Below are 19,023 nucleotides of genomic sequence, written 5' to 3'. Positions count from 1 at the left end.
GCATAATCGGATGAAATCCATGGGAGGAAATGACCGATGAAGAAACTGACAATGCTGGCGCTGACAAGCGCGATGGTGGCGGGCACACCCGCGATGGCGGATCTTATGTTCCCCGACCTCAGCTATCGCACCGGGCCTTATGCGGCGGGCGGGATCCCGTTCTCGGATGGGTATCAGGATTACATGACGTTGCTGAACCAACGCGATGGCGGCATCGGCGGCGTGATGACCCGCGTCGAGGAATGCGAGACGGCCTATAACACCGAGCGCGGCGTTGAGTGCTACGAGAGCACCCGCGACGATGGCGCGTTGGTGTATCAGCCGCTGTCCACGGGCATCACCTACCAGTTGATCCCGCGCGCGACGGCGGATGGCATTCCGCTTCACACGATGGGCTACGGCCGGACCTCTGCCGCCAACGGCGACGTCTTCAGCCATGTGTTCAACTACCCCGGCAACTACTGGGATGCGGCGTCTGTGATCGTGAACCAACTGTTGACAGAGAACGACGGCAATCTTGAGGGGCAGACCATCGCGCTGCTCTATCATAACTCGGCCTATGGTCGGGAACCGATCCGCACCTTGGAAGAGTTGAGCGCACTGCACGGATTTGAACTGACTCAGCTGGCCGTGGATCACCCGGGCCAAGAGCAGGGCAACCAGTGGCTGCAAATCCGCCGGGAGCGTCCTGATTACGTCGTGATGTGGGGCTGGGGCGTGATGAACCAGGTTGCCATTCAGGAAGCCATCAACACACGCTACCCGATGGAGAACTTTATCGGTAACTGGTGGGCCGGTGCCGATCATGACGTTGAATCTGCGGGCGCAGATGCCGCGGGCTACCGTTCCCTGAACATGAACCGTTTGGGCGATATGCCTGTGTTTGCTGAAATTCAGGAGATGGTGATCGACGCCGGTCTGAACGCGGGCGACGGCAGCAACCTGGGCAACGTGCTTTATACGCGTGGCATGTATGCGGCGATGTTGGCAGCCGAAGCGGCGGCCACGGCGCAGGAAATCCACGGTGTGGCCGACATCGATGCGTCGATGATGCGCGACGGCATGGAAGCGCTGAACATCACCAGCGCGCGTATGGAAGAACTGGGCATGCCCGGTATTGGGCCTGAGTTCTCGGTTTCTTGCGAGAACCACGGTGGCAGCGGCATGGCGATTATGCAGCAGTGGGACGGCTCCCAGTGGGTCACGCTGACTGACTTTATCGCCCCCGATGATAGCGTCATTGATCCGCTGATCGTGGAAGATTCCGCGCAATATGCGGCTGAGAACGATATCGCGTCTCAGTGCGGCGAGAGCTGATCTGAAAACTCCGGCGGCGGCGCTTTGGGTCGCCGTCGGAATTGAGTTGTATTTGCCAAGATGAAGGAGCGGGTGGTGCCCAGAAAGGCCGCCGCGCGCATCCGATGGGACAAGGACGAGCGGGATGTTGGATCAGGTGACTGATGTTGATGCACAGGCGGAGACGCTGTTGGAGGTCAACAATATTGAGGTGATCTACAACCACGTGATCCTCGTGCTGAAGGGCGTGTCGTTGAAGGTGCCCAAGGGCGGGATCACCGCGCTTTTGGGGGGCAATGGCGCGGGCAAGACAACGACGTTGAAGGCGATTTCGAACCTGCTGCATTCCGAGCGCGGGGAGGTCACCAAGGGCGCGATTTCGTATCGCGGAGAGAAGGTGCAGGACCTGAACCCCTCGGATCTGGTGGAGCGGGGCGTGATCCAGGTCATGGAAGGGCGCCATTGCTTTGAGCATTTGACGGTTGAGGAAAACCTGCTGACGGGCAGCTATACGCGCAAGGATGGGCGCGGGGCGGTCGCGGCGGATTTGGACCTTGTTTATGAGTATTTCCCGCGTCTGAAGGAGCGTCGCACGTCGCTGGCCGGATATACATCGGGCGGTGAGCAGCAGATGTGTGCGATTGGCCGCGCGTTGATGTCGAGGCCCGAGACGATCTTGTTGGACGAGCCGAGCATGGGTCTTGCCCCGCAATTGGTGGAGCAGATTTTCGGCATCGTGAAGCGCTTGAACGAAGAGCAGGGCGTGACCTTCCTTCTGGCCGAGCAGAACACCAACGTGGCGCTGAGGTTTGCCCACTACGGCTATATTCTGGAGAGCGGCCGCGTGGTGATGGATGGCCCTGCGGCGGAGTTGAGAGAGAACCCGGACGTGAAGGAGTTCTACCTTGGCATGTCGGATGATGGCCGCAAGTCGTTCCGCGATGTCCGGTCGTACCGTCGCCGCAAGCGTTGGCTGAGCTGAGCCGATGGGCGCAGGCGTACTGCGCCAGACACCGACTGCCATTTTGCCGAACAGATGTGATCGCCCGAGGGTGCGCGTGAAAGGACCAAGGAAATGCTAGACAAGAGCCAGCCGCATTTCGATACGCTAGAGACGCGCAGCGCAGACCTGCGAGAGGCAGAGCAATTGGTCGCCGTGAACGCGCAATTGGCCAAGGTGCGCGAGGCTGAGGGCAGCTGCCTGGCAGCCGGCGGCGCGTTGGCCTCGTTGGATGAACTGGCGAGCCTGCCGGTTTTGCGGAAGTCCGATCTGGTGGCATGGCAGGCCGAGAACCCGCCATTCGGCGGCATGGCGGTCAGCAATGTGGCCCATGTGTTCCAATCCCCCGGCCCGATTTATGAGCCCGGAGGCGTCAGCCACGATTGGTGGCGGATGGGGCGTTTCCTGCACGCGGCGGGGATCGGACAGGGGGACATCGTCCAGAACTGTTTTGGCTATCATCTAACCCCGGCGGGGATGATCTTTGAAAGTGGCGCAAGGGCCGTGGGCGCCGCCGTCCTGCCCGCGGGCGTGGGACAGACCGAGCTTCAGGTGCGCGCCGCCAAGGACATCGGCTGCACCGCCTATGCGGGCACGCCGGATTACCTGAAGGTGATCCTCGATAAAGCCGAGGAGATGGGCGAGACCCTGAAATTCACCCGCGCGGCAGTGGGCGGGGGGGCGTTGTTCCCGTCGCTACGGCAGGAGTATGCGGATCGGGGGATTGCTTGTTTGCAATGCTATGCGACGGCGGATCTGGGCAACATCGCCTATGAGAGCGCGGCGATGGAGGGAATGATCCTTGACGAGGGGGTGATCGTGGAGATCGTCCGCCCCGGCACCGGAGATCCAGTGGCAGAGGGCGAAGTGGGGGAGGTCGTGGTCACCTCTCTTAACCCCGACTACCCGCTGATCCGTTTTGCCACCGGCGATCTGAGCGCCTTCATGGCGGGGCAGAGCCCCTGCGGGCGAACCAACAAGCGGATCAAGGGTTGGATGGGACGCGCCGACCAGACGACGAAGATCAAGGGCATGTTTGTGCGCCCTGAACAGGTGGCCGATCTGGTCGCCAAGACTGGTGTGGAGAAAGCCCGTGTCATTGCGCGCCGGGAGGGCGAGAAAGACGTGATGCATGTGCAGGTGGAAGGCACGGGCGCCGATGAGGCAACGCTGGCCGAGGCGGTGAAAGCCACCTTGAAGCTTAGCGGGAGTATTGAGGTGCTGGCCCCCGGCAGCTTGCCTAATGATGGCAAGGTGATCGATGACCAGCGCAGTTACGACTGAGAGGGCCGATCAGTTCTGGCTTTCGGCGGCGCGGAGTTCCTCGGGCGTGGCGAGGCCGTCGCCGTTGGCGTCCACCCGAGAGAACGCGACACGGAACGCGGAAAGCCGGTCGATACGCACCGACATCGGTGCGCCTGCGTCGGCCATCAGGCGAATGAAGGTGCGAAATTCGTCCAAGGTTAACCGCTCATCCCCGTTCCTGTCGGCCGCCAGAAAGAACTGCACGCTTTGCTGTTCAAACTGTGCCGAAGCGGGCGCGGCGGGAAGCATTGCGGCGAGGGACAGGGTCGAGGCGGCGGCAAAGGATAGTCTGGACATCGTCGGCTCCTCCTTAAAGGGCGAGTGGTTTGTTTCGCTTCATTAGATGGGGGCTTGCGGCGTGCAAACTAGGCCTCATCGCGGCAACGTGTGTTTTTCGGCAATTCAGCGCCGTTTGCTATTGAATGACGGCCATTTTCGGCCCGTTCCGGGTGTTTCGTTATCCGTTAACGGCGCAAGACCGTGGTAGCGTTCAGCAGTTAAACGATTCTGAACCGGAGATTGTTCCAAATGCTTTTACGCCCTCACGCCTTATATGCGGCGCTTGTTTCGACGTTGATTGGCAGCTTCACCGCGCCGCTGGCCCATGCCGATACGGCGCTGTTGATGGTGAACGATAGCTATCGCCACGCGCAAAACCTGCGAAACGCGCAGCCGGTGGAGCAGCTCCGCTCGCGGCTGTTGGATGCGGGGTTCAACGTGATTACCGTGACCGATGGCGACGGGAGGGACCTGCGCGAAGGCCTGTCGCGGCTGCTGGAAGCCGGAGAGGACGAGCGCATACTGATTGCCGCCGTGGGGCATTTCGCCCGCTCCGATAGCGATAGTTGGCTGGTTGGGTCGCAAGCGAACGAGACCTCTCTGGCGACGGTGGGGGGCGATGGGCTGAGTGTTTCGGTCCTGATGGAGGTTGCCGCCAACGCGCCGGGCCGATCCATCGTGATGCTGGGGCTGGAGCGCCGCAGGATTGATCTGGGCGCCGGCCTTGGGGCGGGCGTCGGGCGCATTGAAGCGCCCCAAGGCGTGACCGTTCTGGCGGGCGATCCGGCGGATCTGGCCAGCTTCACCACGGCGCATTTGCTGGTGCAGGGGACTGATCTGGCACAGGCGGTGCAGGATGTGGGCAACCTGCGGGCCTTTGGGTTCCTATCCTCTGCGGTGCCGTATTTCCCCGCGGCCACTGCCGCCCCCGGGCCGCAACAGCCGCCCACGGTTCCGCAAACCCCGACGCAGCCCGGTGCCGATGAAATCGCCCTTTGGAACGCGGCGGTAGAGTTAGATACACTGGGCGCTTACCGCGCCTACCTGACGCGCTATCCCCACGGGTTTTACACCGCTGACGCCCAAGCGCGGGTCAATGCCTTTGAGAATGACCCAACCGCCATCGCCCGCGCGGCGGAGGAAGCCCTGGGCCTGACCCGCAACCAGCGCCAGCAAATCCAGCGCAGCCTGTCGATCCTGGAATACGACACGCGCGGTATCGACGGAATCTTTGGCACCGGCACGCGCAATGCGATCCGCGGCTGGCAGTCGTCACGTGGGTTTTCCGTCACGGGTTATCTGACTGGTGAGCAAGTCAACACGCTGGGGCAGCAAGCTGCTTCTCGCGCCGCAGAGCTGGAAGAGGCCGCGCAAGAGGCGCGTGAAGCCCGCGAACGGGCGGACCGTGCCTATTGGCAAGTGACCGGGCAGGGCGTTTCCGAAGGCGGATTGCGGGCCTATCTGGAGCGCTATCCTGACGGGCTATTCGCCGAGCAGGCCGAAGCGCGTCTGGACGAGATTGAACGCGCCGCCCGCGCCGAGGCCGAAGCCCGAGACCGCGCCGCATGGGACGTGGCCCGTGGCAACGATACCGTGCCCGCTTATCGTGGCTACCTGAACGACTTCCCCAATGGCGCATTCCGGCAGCAAGCGCAGGGGCGGATTGACCAGCTTACCGGCAACGGTGGTGGCTTCACCCCGCAGCAGATCGCGCAACTGGAGGCCCGCGAAGCAGCGCTGAACCTGCCGCCTGTTACCCGCTCTCTCATCGAGCAGCGCTTGCAGGTTCTGGGACTGGAGCCGGGGCGAGTGGATGGCCGTTTCGATGACCGCACCCGCCGCGCCATCCGCCGTTACCAGCAAGCGCGGGGGATGGACGTGACCGGCTATCTCGCCCAGAACGTTGTGGTGCGTCTGCTGGCTGAAACCGTGGGCGGCATCTTGCAACTGAACGGAGTCGTTGAGTGAAATTGCCCTCTTTGGTGGCCGCAGCGATTGCGGCCACGATCCCCTTGGCGGCCAGCCAAGCCTCGGCCCAAGATGCCGCTGAACTGGCCGCCGCCCGTGGCGCGTTGTTGCAACTGCAAGCGCGCAGCTTCGCCGAAAATCGAGAGTATTGTGGCTATGTCGGGCGCCTGCCCGGCGGCCAATTGACCGCAACGGAAGTGACGCGCGGAGATAGTTGGGGCTGCCTGAGCCGCGCCGACGAGCGCCGCTTTGTAGAGATCGTCGCCAGTTTCCACACCCACGCGGGCTTTGACCGCAGCGCCGATAGCGAAGTGCCAAGCACCGACGATATGCGCGGCGACATTGCCGAAGGGGTGAACGGCTATATCGCCACGCCCGGCGGGCGATTGTGGTACGTGGATTATCGCCGCGCCGTGGCGGTGCAGCTCTGCGGGTTGGGGTGTATGGGGCAGGACCCTGCGTTCATCCCCGGTGACGCAGGGCTAATCGCGCAGAGCTATACCTTGCAACAATTGCAGGCCCGCGAGGGGCGATAGAGCCTAGGGATCGACGTTCACACCCGCTGTGCCGCCCGCCGTGGGGCTGGGGCAAGAGGTGGTGGAAGGATCACAGGCAGGCGCGTTTTGCGCCAAGGCAGCCACAGGAGCCGCGGCCAGAAGGGCAGCAAGGAGAATCGGGCGTAGGGTCATGGCGCGGGCCTTTCGGTGATCGTGTCTTGAGGCTTTTTAGCGAAGCCGGAGCCGTGGGGATATGGCGGAGAACCTGACCCCTTGGTTTTGGCGGTTTGCAGCCGGAACAGCGTGGAGGAGGGGCAAGTCTGGCGGAGGGGCTGGCCAAGAAAAAAGCCGCCCGAAAGGGGCGGCTTTTTAAATTCTGGGTCGCTCAGATGACCTTAGCCCTGACGGGCTTTGAACCGGCGCTGCGTCTTGTTGATGACGTAGACGCGGCCCTTACGGCGCACAACGCGGCAATCGCGGTGGCGGTTCTTGAGCGAGCGGAGTGAGTTCTTGACCTTCATGGGTCTCTCCTTCGTCGCGGCGCGTCAGCTGCGCCTGGTTTCGGTCTGAACGCGCGAGGCGTCCGGTGAATTCTTGGCGGACCGTGATGGTCCTTGTCGTCTTTCCGATTTCAGACTTTCTTGCAGAAAGTCGAAACTCGGCTGCACAGATTTTTTCAAGAAAAATCGTGCTTGGTAAGCTGACATTTTTCTAAGAAAAATGCAGCCGCCGCAGACTTTTCAGAAGAAAAGTCGCGGTTGGTGGGCGATACTGGGATCGAACCAGTGACCCCTTCGATGTCAACGAAGTGCTCTACCGCTGAGCTAATCGCCCTTACCCCTTTGGATCGCGCCGTTTGGGCTAGTCTGACGACATAGACCGGGCGCGGGGACCGCGTGGGTGAGTGGGCGTATAAAAGGTTGCCCCCCCACGCGCAAGGGCTTTTGGAGGGGCAAAAACTCAAGCTATACTGAGAGCTGTCTTTTTGTGGCCGGAGCACCCATGCACCCCGCTTATCGTCTTGAGTTGCCGCGCGAAACAACCAGTGCTGTTGTGGTCGCCTCGCCCCATTCCGGGCGCTACTACGCACCGACGTTTTTGGCGGCATCGGTGCTGGATGAGCGGGTGATCCGGTCTTCGGAGGATGCGTTTGTGGACCGTTTAGTGGCCGATGCGCCGTCATTGGGGGCACCATTGCTGGCCGCGGAATGGCCCCGTGCCTACCTTGATCTGAACCGAGCGGCTAATGAGTTGGACCCGTCGATTGTAGAAGGCGTGGCCCGAGGCGCGCAGTCGCCAAGGATCAATTCGGGCCTGGGCGTGGTGCCGCGCGTGGTGGCCAACGGACGCGCGATTTACCGGGGAAAGCTAACAAGGGCTGAGGCTGAGGCACGTATTTCCCAGATTTGGGAGCCTTATCATACCAAGCTGGACGGGTTAATGGGTGAGGCGAAGGCAGGGTTCGGGCAGGCGGTTTTGCTGGATTTCCACTCCATGCCCCACGAGGCTTTGGACGCGGTGACGCGCCCCGGCATCCCTCGCCCGCAGATCGTTCTGGGTGATCGGTTCGGCGCATCGGCTGATGGTGACGTGGTGGATGTGTTGGAGCAGGGGTTTCTGGACGCCGGGTTGATCGTGAGCCGCAATGCGCCGTTCGCGGGGGCCTACATCACGCAGCGCTACGGGCGGCCGTCGAGGGGCCATCACGCGGTGCAGGTCGAGATTGACCGGAGCCTCTATATGAATGAGCGGATGGTGCGGCCCAACGGGAATTTTGACGCGATGAAGCAGACAATCGCGCAGGTTCTGGCGCGGGTGATTGGCGCGATGCCGGGCCGGGTGCCCTTGGCGGCGGAGTGATTCTTTAGAGAATTGCCCGCTGACGCGGATTTTCATTTTTAAGAAGGAGGGGCGCTGCCCCTTGGCGCTCTTTTCGGGGAAAAGAGCGCCTACCCCGGAGGTGTATGGCCAAGGTGAAGGCATGGGCTGCGGTTTAGCGGAGGGCGCGGCCTTTGAGGATGGCGTTGGCGCCGAAGCGGTTGCGGATGGCATCGGTGGCGCGTTCGGCCTTGAGGCGGGCGGCTTCTTGCGGGTCGAGCAGGTTGCCCTCGCGGTCGGCCAAGTGTTGCGGGGCGAGGTCCGAGACGCCGACGCCCAGAAGGCGGTAGGGCCCCACACCGGGACGGTGCGAATCTATGGAGGGGTGGTCCATATGGTCGAAGAGGGCGCGCGCGGTGGCGTAGATGCGGTCGGCGGTTTGGGTCGCATCGGGCAGGGTGGCGCGACGGGTGATCAGTTTGAAATCGGCGCGTTTGAGCTTGAGGGTCACGGTGCGCCCGGCGATTTCCTTGGCTTTGAGCCGGTCGGAGACCTTTTCGGCCATGCGCCAGATGTGGCCATCGAGCAGGTCGGTATCTGAGATGTCGTCGGAGAAGGTGGTTTCATTTGAGACGCCTTTCACCGCCCGGTCGCGTTTGACGGGGCGGTGATCTTCGCCCCGTGCGAGGTGCCAGAGCCGTTCGCCCATGGTGCCGAAACGGTCGTGCAGGGCTTGGCGGTCCCATCGGTGCAGGTCCTTGAAGGTATGGATGCCGGCCTTGTTGAGGGAGGCTTGGCCCACGGCACCGATGCCCCAGATCAGGCGCACGGGTTTGTCGTGCAGGAAGTCTTGGGTCTGGGCCGCGCCGATCACCGAGAAGCCCCGGGGTTTGTCGAGGTCGGAGGCAATTTTAGCGAGAAACTTGTTGTGGGACAGGCCGATGGAGCCGGTGATCCCGATCTCTTCCCGCATACGTTTGACGAGGCGCGCCAGCATCGCGGCGGGGGGCTTGCCGTGCACACGGGCGGTGCCGGTGAGGTCCATAAAGGCCTCATCCAGGGACAAAGGTTCAATGGCGGGGGTGAGTTCCTCCATCAGGGCGCGAATCTGTTTGGAGACTTCGACGTAGGTTTCCATGCGGCCGCGAACCACGACGGCTTCGGGGCAGAGTTTCAGGGCTTGGAACATCGGCATGGCCGAGCGCACGCCCTTGATCCGGGCGATGTAGCAGGCGGTGGAGACCACGCCGCGTTTGCCGCCGCCGATGATGACAGGCTTGTCACGCAACTCCGGGTTATCGCGTTTTTCGACCGAGGCGTAGAAGGCATCGCAATCCATATGGGCGATGGACAGATCGAAGAGTTCCGGGTGGGTCACCACACGCGGGGAGCGGCACGCCGGGCACCGACGCGCTTGGGGGCGCGCATCGTCAAATGTTTCTAGGCAATCGCGGCAGAGGCTTGGCATGGGGGGATGATACGCCCATTCGGGGCGCGTCGAAAGATCGGGGAAGCGGGCTCCTGCCAAAAACGATAGGGTCGGGGAAAGGGAGGAGACAGCAGATGGTGCAAGAGCCAAGGGTTGCCTGCCGTACGCCGACGGAAGGGCGCGACGGGACCACCAATATCCCGGCGTGGAAGTTCGAATTGATGCGCGAGGCGATTTTGAAGATTGTGGGCGCAGCGGGGCCAGAGGGGATGGCGAACAAGGACCTGCGCGATGCGGTGGGGGCCGAGCTAAGTGAAGATCAGTTGGAGAGCCTGGGAAAACTCGGCTGGCACGTGGTGACAGTGAAGCTGGAGTTGGAGGTGCGCGGAGAAATTGCGCGGATGCCCGGCAAGGGGCCCTTACGCATCCGGCTGGGATAGGCGTTTCTCCATATAGACGCGGTTCAATCCACGCTCTGTCACGCGGCGCGTAATGGCGTAGCCTTGGCGTTGATAGAGGCGGATATTGGCGGCCATCCGCTCGTGCGTATAGAGCCGGATTCGGTCAAACCCTTGGGCCAATGCGGCCTGTTCTGCCACGCCCATCAGATACTTGCCGTGGCCTTTGCCTTGGGCGTCCGGGTGGACGGCCACGTTATCGAGTAGCAGGGCGTCGGGTTGAGGGATCAGAACCAGCAACGCCTCGACCCCGCGATCGGCCTCAAACACTTGTACCAAGCCATTGGCGATCGCCTCCGCGTAGTCGTCGTTCAGCGGGCCGGGGGTGGCGTTGATCTGGGCAATCCAAGGGGTGTAGGCCGCACGAACAAGGGCCTCGACCTGCCGGAGATCATCGGGATTTGCGGCGCGAAGTGCCATAAAAAGCCCCTTTGTCGGCTGAAATGCAGGTTTCCCTTAGGTCGATTTGGGCTGGCTGTAACGCCGCCAATGCCCCATATCGTTATATTATGAAGCCTGAAGATCAAATCAGAGGTATTTTCTCCATGCTGGAAGACATTCTAAGCGGGCTTGGTGGTGGCGGCGTGCTGACCATCGCAATCGCCCTATTCATTATTCTATGTATCTATCTGGGCATTCGGATCGTTCCGCAGTCCGAAAAATATGTGGTGGAGCGTTTTGGCCGCCTCAAGTCGGTGCTTGGGCCGGGGATCAACCTGATCGTTCCGTTTCTGGACCGGGTTGCCCATAAGGTGTCGGTGTTGGAGCGTCAGTTGCCCAATGCGGAGCAAGACGCGATTACCAAAGACAACGTGTTGGTGAAGATCGACACATCTGTCTTCTACCGCATCCTAGAGCCGGAAAAGACAGTCTACCGTATCCGTGATGTGGATGGCGCGATTGCCACCACGGTTGCCGGTATCGTCCGGGCCGAGATGGGCAAGATGGACCTTGATGAGGTGCAATCGAACCGCTCTGCCCTGATCAGCTCGATCAAGCAGCAGGTCGAATCTGCCGTGGACGACTGGGGCATCGAGGTGACGCGGGCGGAAATCCTTGACGTGAACCTTGATCAGGCGACCCGCGATGCGATGTTGCAGCAGTTGAACGCAGAACGTGAGCGTCGTGCTGCCGTGACCCGTGCGGAAGGCCAGCGCCGCGCCGTGGAGCTTTCTGCCGACGCGGAACTCTACGAGGCCAAACAGGTGGCCGAAGCCCGCCGGATCACCGCCGACGCCGAAGCCTATGCCACCGGCGTTGTGGCCGAGGCCATCGCCAAAGGTGGTCTTGAGGCCGTGCAATACAACATCGCGCTGGAGCAAGTGAAAGCCATCGGCAACCTCGCCGCTGGCCAAGGCAGCAACACCATCGTGGTGCCCGCTGATGCCGTGGATGCCTTTGGCAAGGCGTTCCAGATGCTGAAGGGGCGTGGGTGATGGATCCGCTCTGGAGCCAATGGTGGGTATGGGGCGTGGCCGCGGTCGCGCTGGCGGTGGGAGAGGTCCTGCTGCCGTCCTACGTGTTGTTGGGGTTCGGCATCGGCGCGGGCGTCGTGGCGTTGCTGTTGTTGGTGGGCGTCCCGACGTCGGTCCCCGCCCTGGCAATCGTCTTCGCGCTTTGCTCGTTGGTGGCCTGGCTGGGGTTGCGCCGCTGGTTGGGCGTTTTCCAAGGGCAGGTGAAAAACTTCGATCACGACATCAATGAATGACTTGAATGAATACGCGTCGCTGTCTGAAAAGGCGGCGGCGCTGACGGCTGATGACGACCTGATCTTCATGGCCGCTGATTTCCCTGACAATCTGTCCGACCACAGTGTCTTTGATGGCTTTGCGGTGGATACCGGCTTCAAGCGGTCCCTTGGGTGGGCGGGCGACGGGGATATGCCCTTCGAGATTGTCGATCAGGCCCCCGGTTTCAACGCCGTCGCCGATGCCGAGGGCTACCGCCGCATCGGGTTGTGGTTGATGCATCTGCTCTTGTCGGATCGCGAGTGGGCGGGGCTGACCCTGACCCATCCCGAAAGCCACGTTCAGGTGTTCTACGCCCGTATCGCGCGGCCGATGCTACGGGATCACAAGCTGAAGCAAACCGCGCCGATCACCTTCGCCAGCTATGAATATTGGCCACAAGAGGTCTGGCGCCATCCCTTTGCCAGCAGCGACATGGCCCCGGTTCACCGGGTGGAGGAGTTGGACCGCCCGTTCTTCGCCTTGGGGTGGAGCAACGACGCGGATCGCATGGCGTTTGCCCCGGCCAAAGCGGACCAATTGATCCTGGAGGCGACGCCCGAAGGCATCGCTGCGATGGCTTGCGTGTTGATGGATATGGCGCATCCCACCTTGGGCCGGGAAGAGATCAATATGGAGCCGCCCCTGATCGGCTTCGCCGGAACCCAGCACCGCAGCCTAGAGGCGCGGTTCTGGTTGCCCGATGCGATCTGCTTTGCGGCAGAGAACGTGGCGGCGGTGAGAATACCGCCGCACGGTTAGGGTCATGACAGCTCTGACAGAACCATCTGCGCCGCGGCGCGGGGGTCTTGGTGTTGCCAGATCGGGCGGCCCACAACGATGTGGTCGGCCCCGTCGGCAATCGCTTGGCCCGGTGTCGCGATGCGTTTCTGGTCGCCGGAGGCAGAGCCCAGTGGCCGCACGCCCGGCGTGACGATCAGGCGGCCATCGGCCTGAGGCAAGGCGCGGATCATGGCGGCTTCTTGCGGCGAAGAGATGACACCATCGGCCCCGGCTTCCAGCGCGCGGCCCGCACGCTCGACCACCAGATCGGGAATAGCGCCGTCGCGGATCAGGCAATCGTCCAGATCACCCCGGTCCTGAGATGTCAGGATGGTCACGGCAAGGATTTTGGTGTCACTGCCGGCAGCGCCCTCTTTCGCGGCGCGGACCACATGGGGGTCCCCATGCACTGTCAGAAAGTCGAGGTTGTATTGCGCCAGCCCGCGCACGGCGGCTTCGATCGTGGCGCTGATATCAAACAGCTTCATATCAAGGAAAATGCGCTTGCCGTGTTCTTGCTTCAGCTCATTAGCCAATGCCATCCCGCCGCCGGTCAGCATCCCGAGACCGATTTTATAGAACGACACGGCGTCGCCCAGTTTCTCGGCCAGCGCGAGGCCTTGCACTACGTTCGGCACGTCTAGTGCCACGATTAAACGATCGTCCGACATTCTGCATATCCCCCTAGTTTGCCGCTGATTAAACGGGCCTTGGGGGGAAGTCCACTTAGGCCGGTTTTTCCGAGCTTATAGCAGCATCGCGCAAACCACCGGTAATGCGCTTGAACTCGGCTGTAAGGGGGCCGTGCCAAACGACGCCCCGGCGCTGAATGCCGGTGGCGTTCACATATTGCACTTCGGCGTGGAAGGCGCGGGCAGCAGCGTCGTAGGCGACGCGGTGGAGGCTAAGGCAATTGGTCGTCATGAGCATTACTCCAGCTAAATGGGCCAAGAGGGGCACCATCTGTAGGTACTATGTAGGGAGGTAACGCTATATGTCGAGATATGGTTCCCCTTACCCTTAATCACAAGTAAATGATCCGGGCCGCCGAACACCAAGACAGCGACCCGGACCGACGCACGCGGAAAATGCCACGGCGTATTAAGTCGGCTGCGCCGGTGTGGGGAGGGCAGCGCAGCCCGAGACGGAAAAGGGGACATCGTCTCTTGCTATGGATATGGGGCCACGCGGGGGTGTTATCGCGGGGAAAAGGATAGCCATCGTTCCCCTGTTGCGAACCCGCCATCCGGTTCCCATATAATTGCACGAGGCCCACAGTCAGTATGCCGCTTAAGCGGGTGCTGCGATCCGGGCGCTTAATGTAAGGAGAAACGACCCATGAACTTAGAAAAGTTCACTGATCGCGCACGCGGCTTTCTTCAGGCCGCCCAAACCATTGCGCAACGCGAAGACCACCAAAAACTGATGCCCGAACATCTTCTGAAGGCTCTGTTGGATGATGACCAAGGCTTGGCGACCAACCTGATTGGCCGCTCGGGCGGCAACCCCGAACGGGTGCGCGAAAGCCTTGATGCGAAACTGGCGAAGCTGCCTGTCGTCACCGGAGACGGGGCGCAGGTCTATATGGACAAGCAGCTTGGCAAAGTGCTGGACGAGGCCGAGAAGGTCGCCACCAAAGCTGGCGACAGCTTTGTGCCGGTTGAACGTGTCCTGACGGCTTTGGCGATGGTCAAATCCGGCGCGAAAGAGGCGTTGGATGCGGGCAACGTAAATGCGCAATCCCTCAATGCCGCGATCAATGATCTGCGCAAGGGGCGCTCGGCTGACAGCGCATCGGCGGAAGACAATTATGACGCCCTCAACAAATACGCCCGCGACCTGACCGAGGCCGCACGGGAAGGCAAGATTGACCCCATCATCGGTCGCGACGAAGAAATCCGCCGCGCCATGCAGGTGCTATCGCGCCGGACCAAGAACAACCCCGTGCTGATTGGTGAACCGGGCGTGGGTAAAACCGCGATTGCCGAAGGTCTGGCCTTGCGGATCGTCAACGGAGATGTGCCCGAAAGCCTGCGTAACAAGACGCTGATGTCCTTGGACATGGGCGCTTTGATTGCGGGTGCGAAGTATCGCGGTGAGTTTGAAGAGCGGTTGAAATCCGTCCTGACCGAAATCGCCGCCGCGGCGGGTGAGATCATTCTGTTCATCGACGAAATGCACACGCTTGTCGGCGCGGGCAAAGGCGATGGCGCAATGGATGCGGCGAACCTGATTAAACCGGCGCTTGCGCGGGGTGAATTGCACTGCGTCGGTGCTACAACGCTGGATGAATACCGCAAGTATGTAGAGAAGGACGCGGCCCTTGCCCGTCGCTTCCAACCGCTTGTGGTGGAAGAACCGACAGTGGAAGACACGGTGTCGATCCTGCGCGGTATCAAGGAGAAGTATGAACTCCACCACGGTGTGCGGATCAGCGACAGCGCCCTTGTGGCGGCATCGACCCTATCGCACCGTTATATCACGGATCGTTTCTTGCCCGATAAGGCCATCGACCTGATGGACGAAGCGGCAAGCCGTCTGCGGATGGAAGTGGACAGCAAGCCCGAGGAATTGGACGCGCTGGACCGCCAGATCCTGCAAATGCAGATCGAGGCGGAAGCCTTGAAGCAGGAAAGCGATGTGGCGTCCAAAGATCGGTTGCAAACGCTGGAAAAAGACCTGAGCGGCCTGCAAGAGAAGTCGGCAGAGATGACGGCTAAGTGGCAGGCAGAGCGGGATAAACTTGAATCCGCCCGCGAGCTGAAAGAGCGTCTGGACCACGCCCGTGCAGAGTTGGAGCAAGCCAAGCGCAACGGTGACCTCGGTAAAGCGGGGGAGCTGTCTTACGGCGTGATCCCGCAGTTGGAGAAACAGCTAGAGCAAGCCGAAGCGCAACCCGATGACGTGATGGTAGAGGAAGCGGTGCTTCCCGAGCAGATCGCCGAAGTGGTGGAGCGTTGGACGGGCGTGCCCGTGGCCAAGATGCTGGAAGGCGAGCGCGAGAAGTTGCTGCGTATGGAAGATGAACTCGGCAAACGGGTGATCGGCCAGACGCAAGCGGTCAGCGCCGTGTCGCGTGCGGTCCGCCGGGCGCGTGCCGGGTTGCAGGACGAGGGGCGGCCGTTGGGTAGCTTCCTGTTCTTGGGGCCAACGGGCGTGGGTAAGACCGAGCTGACCAAGGCACTGGCCGAGTATCTGTTCGACGATGACCAAGCGATGGTGCGGATCGACATGTCAGAGTTCATGGAGAAACACGCCGTTGCCCGTCTGATCGGGGCGCCTCCGGGCTATGTGGGGTATGATGAGGGGGGCGTTCTGACCGAAGCGGTCCGGCGTCGGCCTTATCAGGTTATCTTGTTCGACGAGGTCGAGAAGGCCCACCCAGAGGTGTTTAACGTGCTTCTTCAAGTGCTTGACGATGGTATCCTGACCGACGGTCAGGGGCGTCAGGTGGATTTCAAGCAGACGTTGATCGTGCTGACCTCAAACCTTGGTAGCCAAGCGCTGAGCCATCTGCCCGAAGGGGCCGATGCGAACCAAGCGCAAGCCGACGTGATGGAAGCGGTGCGGGCGCATTTCCGGCCCGAGTTCCTGAACCGTCTGGATGACATGATCGTCTTTGACCGCCTCACCCGTGAGGACATGGACGGGATCGTCAAAATCCAGTTGGGTCGTCTTGAGCGGCGTCTGGCCGAGCGCAAGATCCAGCTTTCGTTGGATGAGAGCGCGCAAACATGGCTGGCCGATGAGGGCTATGACCCTGTCTTCGGCGCAAGGCCGTTGAAGCGGGTGATCCAGCGGGCATTGCAGGACCAACTGGCCGAAATGATCTTGGCCGGGGATGTCCACGACGGGTCGAACATCTCGGTGAGTGCCGGGCCGGATGGGTTGATCGTGGGCGACCGCGTGGCCCCATCGAACCGGCCCAAGCCAGATGAGGCTGTGGTGCATTAACCAACGCTAAACCACGATCTGCTCCGGAATCGCTCGGAGAGGGTAGATCAATGCTATATCAATCGCCGCCCCTCGCCCTTCCGCGCGGGGCGGTTTTTCATGGTGAAGCGTCCCGTGGGGACTCGATCAGGATCACATCACGATCGCGCAAAATCCCGTTGAAGCGGTTGCGAAGGGCCGGGCAGTTTGGCCATGGTGCGAGGCAGACAATTTGGAGGATACGAAATGGACCTACCAACGATGGAGAGCGTTTCTGTCTTCCTTGAAGCCATGGCGATCGCCTTCTGGCTAGTGATCGGCATCATGGCGCTGGTGGTGGTGGTGTTGTTCATCCTCGACCGGACCCAACGCAGCGATGCGATCCGGCGCAACTATCCGGTCTTGGGCCGCTTCCGTAGCCTGTTCAGCAGCCTTGGGGAATTCTTCCGGCAATACTTCTTTGCAATGGACCGCGAAGAATTGCCGTTCAACCGCGCGCAGAGGGAATGGGTGAAACACGCGGGCGAGGGGAAATCTTCGACCCTGCCGTTCGGCTCTACCCGGAATATCGCGGTGGTCGGCACGCCGCTGTTCGTGCCCTCGGCGTTTCCACCGCTTGATGACCAGTTTTCCAGCTCGGAACCGCTGATGATAGGGCCCCATTGTGACACTCCTTATATGGCGGGAAGTTTTTTCAACCTGTCGGGCATGTCCTACGGGGCCATTTCCAAGCCCGCAGTCACCGCGCTGTCGCACGGTTGCAAGGCGGCGGGCTGTTGGATGAACACCGGAGAAGGCGGCCTGTCCCCTTACCATCTGGAGGGCGGCTGCGATGTCGTGTTCCAGATCGGCACCGCCAAATACGGGGTGCGCGATGCCGAGGGCAATTTGGATGACGGGATGCTGGCCGAGATGGCGGCGAAACCGCAGGTAAAGATGTTCGAGTTGAAGCTGGCCCAAGGCGCGAAGCCGGGGAAAGGCGGCATCCTGCCCGCCGCCAAGATCACCGAGGAAATCGCAGCCATTCGCGGCTTGCCAAGGGGCGTGGACGGGATCAGCCCGAACCGTCACCGGGAAGCGGCGAATGTAGAGGAGCTTCTGGATCTGATTGATCGGATCCGACGGGTCACGGGCAAGCCTGTGGGGATCAAGACCGTCATGGGCGATCCGCAGGTTTTTGCGGACCTCTTTGCGGTCATTAAAGAGCGCGGGGTCGAAAGCGCGCCAGACTTCATTACGCTCGACGGCGGAGAGGGCGGCACGGGCGCGGCCCCGATGCCGTTGATGGACCTTGTGGGCATGTCAATCCGAGAGGCGCTGCCGATTTTGGCCGATGCCCGCGCCAAAGCCGGCCTGAAGGACCGCATCCGCATTGTGGCCAGCGGCAAGTTGGTGAACCCCGGCGATGTGGCATGGGCGTTGGCGGCGGGGGCAGATTTCGTGACCTCGGCGCGCGGGTTCATGTTTGCGCTGGGCTGTATCCAAGCGCTCAAGTGCCACAAGAACACGTGCCCCACGGGGATCACGACCCACAACCCGAGGTTCCAAGCGGGGTTGGATGTCTCGGATAAGAAAGTGCGCGTGGCCAATTACGCCAAGAACATCGTGAAGGAAGTAGAAGTGATCGCCCATTCCGTCGGTGTCAGTGAGCCGCGCCGGATGCGGCGACAGCATGTGCGTTTGGTGCAGCCCGATGGCAGCAGCCTGCCGATGGACCGTTTGTTTCCGGCGGAATGAGTTCCGGCAGACGGCTCCTCAGGCTGCGCCGCGCCAAGGCGCGTCGGTCCTTCCTCGCCGCGCAAGGGGATCACGCCAGTCTAACCCTTCCGTGATAATCCATGTCACCTATTGGGTGGGGCGCTAGTTATGGGGCATCAATACCTGAACGCAGGATAAGGAGACCTTCTATGGCGCGCCGCTACACCTCGAATCTGACCTATGACGATGTCACCCCGGAACATCAGTTCCTGAACCGCCGCCAGATCATGGCAGGCGCGGGGGGCTTGTTGGGGGCGGGCCTGATCGGCGGCACGGCGCAGGCGCAGGACGCGCTGGAGCCCAACACCTGGGAAGAGATCACCACCTACAATAACTACTATGAGTTCGGGACCGGAAAATCGGACCCCTCGGAAAACGCCCATACGCTAACAACCTCGCCCTGGGCGGTAGAGATTGACGGCTTGGTCGATAACCCCGGCACCTATTCAATGGAGGACATTCTGTCCGAGGTTGAGATCGAGGAGCGCATCTACCGCTTCCGCTGTGTAGAGGCATGGTCGATGGTCGTCCCGTGGAACGGGTTCGAGCTGGCCGACCTGTTGAACCGCGTCGGCGTTCAATCCGGCGCGACCCATGTGGCGTTTGAAACCGCCAACCGCCCCGACGAGATGCCGGGCGTCCGCGTGCCGGTTCTGGCATGGCCCTACCGCGAAGGGTTGCGGCTGGACGAGGCGATGCATCCGCTGACGATGATGGCGACGGGCATCTATGGCCGCGACATCCCCAACCAGAACGGCGCGCCCATGCGTTT

20 protein-coding genes and 1 tRNA gene (1 of these 21 running past the window's edge) are annotated in these 19,023 nt (G+C 61.6%); 13 read left to right on the top strand and 8 right to left on the bottom strand.

The annotated features are described in order from the left end of the window. The first annotated feature begins 36 nt into the window (after positions 1–36). From K3728_18230 to K3728_18220, 3 genes are all read left to right on the top strand, one after another. A complete protein-coding gene (locus tag K3728_18230; GenBank protein UWQ95568.1) occupies positions 37–1,317 on the top strand; it encodes an ABC transporter substrate-binding protein in 1,281 nt (426 codons plus the stop codon). 124 nt (positions 1,318–1,441) lie between these two features. Next, a complete protein-coding gene (locus K3728_18225; protein UWQ95567.1) occupies positions 1,442–2,278 on the top strand; it encodes an ABC transporter ATP-binding protein in 837 nt (278 codons plus the stop codon). A gap of 93 nt (positions 2,279–2,371) precedes the next feature. After that, positions 2,372–3,580 carry a phenylacetate--CoA ligase family protein gene (locus tag K3728_18220; protein ID UWQ95566.1) on the top strand — a complete coding sequence of 403 codons (1,209 nt, stop codon included), beginning with the start codon at positions 2,372–2,374 and terminating at the stop codon, positions 3,578–3,580. Positions 3,581–3,589: 9 nt separating this feature from the next. Here the strand turns inward: K3728_18220 and K3728_18215 are convergent, their stop codons facing one another. Further along, positions 3,590–3,898: a hypothetical protein gene (locus tag K3728_18215; protein ID UWQ95565.1), complete on the bottom strand. Its 309-nt coding sequence runs from the start codon at positions 3,896–3,898 to the stop codon at positions 3,590–3,592. A gap of 231 nt (positions 3,899–4,129) precedes the next feature. Here K3728_18215 and K3728_18210 point away from each other — a divergent pair, with 231 nt between their 5' ends. Continuing rightward, positions 4,130–5,848 (top strand): peptidoglycan-binding protein, encoded by a 1,719-nt coding sequence (locus tag K3728_18210; GenBank protein UWQ95564.1) that lies wholly within the window; start codon positions 4,130–4,132, stop codon positions 5,846–5,848. Next, positions 5,845–6,384 (top strand): DUF4329 domain-containing protein, encoded by a 540-nt coding sequence (locus K3728_18205; protein UWQ95563.1) that lies wholly within the window; start codon positions 5,845–5,847, stop codon positions 6,382–6,384. The genes K3728_18210 and K3728_18205 overlap by 4 nt, the downstream gene beginning before the upstream one ends. Positions 6,385–6,387: 3 nt before the next feature. Here K3728_18205 and K3728_18200 read toward each other — a convergent pair whose 3' ends face one another. The 3 genes from K3728_18200 to K3728_18190 all read right to left on the bottom strand — a co-directional run bounded on the left by K3728_18200 (position 6,388) and on the right by K3728_18190 (position 7,179). After that, on the bottom strand, positions 6,388–6,537 hold the full coding sequence (locus K3728_18200) for a hypothetical protein (protein ID UWQ95562.1): 150 nt from the start codon (positions 6,535–6,537) through the stop codon (positions 6,388–6,390). Between the two features lie 203 nt (positions 6,538–6,740). Next, on the bottom strand, positions 6,741–6,866 hold the full coding sequence (gene ykgO, locus K3728_18195) for a type B 50S ribosomal protein L36 (GenBank protein UWQ95561.1): 126 nt from the start codon (positions 6,864–6,866) through the stop codon (positions 6,741–6,743). 238 nt (positions 6,867–7,104) lie between these two features. Then, positions 7,105–7,179, bottom strand: a tRNA-Val gene (locus K3728_18190). 168 nt (positions 7,180–7,347) lie between these two features. On the opposite strand from K3728_18190, the gene K3728_18185 reads away from it, so the two are divergent. Further along, entirely contained in the window at positions 7,348–8,205 is an 858-nt protein-coding gene (locus K3728_18185; GenBank protein ID UWQ95560.1) for an N-formylglutamate amidohydrolase, read from the top strand. Positions 8,206–8,338: 133 nt separating this feature from the next. On the opposite strand, the gene K3728_18180 is transcribed toward K3728_18185, so the two are convergent. After that, positions 8,339–9,631, bottom strand: coding sequence for a DNA polymerase IV (locus tag K3728_18180; GenBank protein ID UWQ95559.1), 1,293 nt, complete (start codon positions 9,629–9,631; stop codon positions 8,339–8,341). 95 nt (positions 9,632–9,726) lie between these two features. On the opposite strand from K3728_18180, the gene K3728_18175 reads away from it, so the two are divergent. Further along, positions 9,727–10,032 carry a hypothetical protein gene (locus K3728_18175; protein UWQ95558.1) on the top strand — a complete coding sequence of 102 codons (306 nt, stop codon included), beginning with the start codon at positions 9,727–9,729 and terminating at the stop codon, positions 10,030–10,032. On the opposite strand, the gene K3728_18170 is transcribed toward K3728_18175, so the two are convergent. After that, entirely contained in the window at positions 10,012–10,470 is a 459-nt protein-coding gene (locus tag K3728_18170) for a GNAT family N-acetyltransferase (GenBank protein UWQ95557.1), read from the bottom strand. The two genes, K3728_18175 and K3728_18170, sit on opposite strands and share 21 nt — an antisense overlap. Positions 10,471–10,595: 125 nt before the next feature. Here K3728_18170 and K3728_18165 point away from each other — a divergent pair, with 125 nt between their 5' ends. Genes K3728_18165 through K3728_18155 form a run of 3 tightly spaced genes read left to right on the top strand, consistent with a single transcriptional unit; the run spans position 10,596 to position 12,539 of the window. Beyond that, on the top strand, positions 10,596–11,486 hold the full coding sequence (locus K3728_18165) for an SPFH/Band 7/PHB domain protein (protein UWQ97625.1): 891 nt from the start codon (positions 10,596–10,598) through the stop codon (positions 11,484–11,486). Then, complete coding sequence (locus K3728_18160) at positions 11,486–11,758, top strand: hypothetical protein (GenBank protein UWQ95556.1); 273 nt, start codon at positions 11,486–11,488, stop codon at positions 11,756–11,758. Before K3728_18165 ends, K3728_18160 begins: the two co-directional genes overlap by 1 nt. Then, a complete protein-coding gene (locus K3728_18155; protein UWQ95555.1) occupies positions 11,751–12,539 on the top strand; it encodes a hypothetical protein in 789 nt (262 codons plus the stop codon). The genes K3728_18160 and K3728_18155 overlap by 8 nt, the downstream gene beginning before the upstream one ends. A 2-nt stretch (positions 12,540–12,541) precedes the next feature. On the opposite strand, the gene pyrF is transcribed toward K3728_18155, so the two are convergent. After that, on the bottom strand, positions 12,542–13,231 hold the full coding sequence (gene pyrF, locus K3728_18150) for an orotidine-5'-phosphate decarboxylase (GenBank protein UWQ95554.1): 690 nt from the start codon (positions 13,229–13,231) through the stop codon (positions 12,542–12,544). Between the two features lie 55 nt (positions 13,232–13,286). Beyond that, a complete protein-coding gene (locus K3728_18145) occupies positions 13,287–13,484 on the bottom strand; it encodes a hypothetical protein (GenBank protein UWQ95553.1) in 198 nt (65 codons plus the stop codon). A gap of 414 nt (positions 13,485–13,898) precedes the next feature. On the opposite strand from K3728_18145, the gene clpB reads away from it, so the two are divergent. The 3 genes from clpB to msrP all read left to right on the top strand — a co-directional run. Then, entirely contained in the window at positions 13,899–16,514 is a 2,616-nt protein-coding gene (clpB, locus tag K3728_18140; protein UWQ95552.1) for an ATP-dependent chaperone ClpB, read from the top strand. Positions 16,515–16,739: 225 nt separating this feature from the next. Beyond that, positions 16,740–18,230: an FMN-binding glutamate synthase family protein gene (locus K3728_18135; protein UWQ95551.1), complete on the top strand. Its 1,491-nt coding sequence runs from the start codon at positions 16,740–16,742 to the stop codon at positions 18,228–18,230. A 170-nt stretch (positions 18,231–18,400) separates the two neighbouring features. Continuing rightward, a protein-coding gene (msrP, locus tag K3728_18130; GenBank protein ID UWQ95550.1) for a protein-methionine-sulfoxide reductase catalytic subunit MsrP crosses the window boundary here: on the top strand, positions 18,401–19,023 show its 5' portion. Its footprint extends 283 nt past the window's final position; the window shows 623 of its 906 coding nt (coding positions 1–623); it begins with the start codon at positions 18,401–18,403; its stop codon lies off the right edge, out of view.

This window comes from Rhodobacteraceae bacterium M385, from assembly GCA_025141835.1.
Taxonomy (GTDB): domain Bacteria; phylum Pseudomonadota; class Alphaproteobacteria; order Rhodobacterales; family Rhodobacteraceae; genus Gymnodinialimonas.
This window is presented reverse-complemented; position numbering and strand designations above follow the sequence as displayed.

Coding starts and splice junctions, on each gene's coding strand:
- K3728_18225 (UWQ95567.1), top strand. CDS start 1,442: ATGTTGGATCAGGTGACTGATGTTGATGCACAGGCGGAGACGCTGTTG.
- K3728_18155 (UWQ95555.1), top strand. CDS start 11,751: ATGAATGACTTGAATGAATACGCGTCGCTGTCTGAAAAGGCGGCGGCG.
- pyrF (UWQ95554.1), bottom strand. CDS start 13,231: ATGTCGGACGATCGTTTAATCGTGGCACTAGACGTGCCGAACGTAGTG.
- K3728_18145 (UWQ95553.1), bottom strand. CDS start 13,484: ATGACGACCAATTGCCTTAGCCTCCACCGCGTCGCCTACGACGCTGCT.
- K3728_18170 (UWQ95557.1), bottom strand. CDS start 10,470: ATGGCACTTCGCGCCGCAAATCCCGATGATCTCCGGCAGGTCGAGGCC.
- clpB (UWQ95552.1), top strand. CDS start 13,899: ATGAACTTAGAAAAGTTCACTGATCGCGCACGCGGCTTTCTTCAGGCC.
- K3728_18220 (UWQ95566.1), top strand. CDS start 2,372: ATGCTAGACAAGAGCCAGCCGCATTTCGATACGCTAGAGACGCGCAGC.
- K3728_18210 (UWQ95564.1), top strand. CDS start 4,130: ATGCTTTTACGCCCTCACGCCTTATATGCGGCGCTTGTTTCGACGTTG.
- K3728_18215 (UWQ95565.1), bottom strand. CDS start 3,898: ATGTCCAGACTATCCTTTGCCGCCGCCTCGACCCTGTCCCTCGCCGCA.
- K3728_18185 (UWQ95560.1), top strand. CDS start 7,348: ATGCACCCCGCTTATCGTCTTGAGTTGCCGCGCGAAACAACCAGTGCT.
- K3728_18165 (UWQ97625.1), top strand. CDS start 10,596: ATGCTGGAAGACATTCTAAGCGGGCTTGGTGGTGGCGGCGTGCTGACC.
- K3728_18180 (UWQ95559.1), bottom strand. CDS start 9,631: ATGCCAAGCCTCTGCCGCGATTGCCTAGAAACATTTGACGATGCGCGC.
- K3728_18200 (UWQ95562.1), bottom strand. CDS start 6,537: ATGACCCTACGCCCGATTCTCCTTGCTGCCCTTCTGGCCGCGGCTCCT.
- K3728_18160 (UWQ95556.1), top strand. CDS start 11,486: ATGGATCCGCTCTGGAGCCAATGGTGGGTATGGGGCGTGGCCGCGGTC.
- K3728_18135 (UWQ95551.1), top strand. CDS start 16,740: ATGGACCTACCAACGATGGAGAGCGTTTCTGTCTTCCTTGAAGCCATG.
- ykgO (UWQ95561.1), bottom strand. CDS start 6,866: ATGAAGGTCAAGAACTCACTCCGCTCGCTCAAGAACCGCCACCGCGAT.
- K3728_18175 (UWQ95558.1), top strand. CDS start 9,727: ATGGTGCAAGAGCCAAGGGTTGCCTGCCGTACGCCGACGGAAGGGCGC.
- K3728_18230 (UWQ95568.1), top strand. CDS start 37: ATGAAGAAACTGACAATGCTGGCGCTGACAAGCGCGATGGTGGCGGGC.